At 42.7% G+C, this 662-nt stretch carries 1 pseudogene; it reads right to left on the reverse strand.

Annotated elements, in window-relative coordinates:
• Positions 1–182: pseudogene (locus tag HSP_RS11020) on the reverse strand (cation transporter); the annotation flags it as partial.
• Positions 183–662 lie beyond the last annotated feature (480 nt).

Genomic DNA, 662 nt, shown 5'->3' on the forward strand with positions numbered 1-662 from the left:
GCCCGAATCTCCTCAAAGCCGTTCAGGGCTAGGCGAATCATTCGTTCTTCTGATGGACAGTCCATCTTCGGCACTGCATAAACACTGACCCATCTCCCTGGCACCTCGGAGGAGGCCTGTATATCGGTATCCGCTGCGGACGTTGCATCACCGCCACAGGCGCCACCACAGGATTTGCTCATAATACGACTCCACTTGAACAATGTTGTGGTACCATTTTAAACTATAAAGCTACTATAAGGTCAATACAGTAAAGAATCCGTTGGGGAGGAGGCTGATGCGCATTGGTCAGTTGGCACAGTTGAATGAAGTCGCCTACGGCTCCGATTTTTTATATACCACTTCGGGGCTTTATGGTTTCTTTTGCTTAAAATCCATATTAATAAATAATCTTTTTAATTCTTTCTTTTCTTCATCTGATAGCTATATCGCGCACTAGCCTGAATACTTATGCAAAAGCTATCTAAAATTAGATAGCTTTTTTCATTGGAAAATCACCCTATTTTGATAAACCGATTTTATGATTAGCTATCAAATAACCAATGCAAATTTAGAATAGAACAACAAAGCAAAGTGAAGAACATAGTCGAGCTTTGCGAGCGGTGTGCAAGGGGGAATCCCCCCTTGCATCCCCCTCCATTTTAGGTAGTCGAAGCTAAAAC

The sequence above is a fragment of the Haemophilus sputorum CCUG 13788 genome, assembly GCF_000238795.1.
Lineage (GTDB): Bacteria > Pseudomonadota > Gammaproteobacteria > Enterobacterales > Pasteurellaceae > Haemophilus_A > Haemophilus_A sputorum.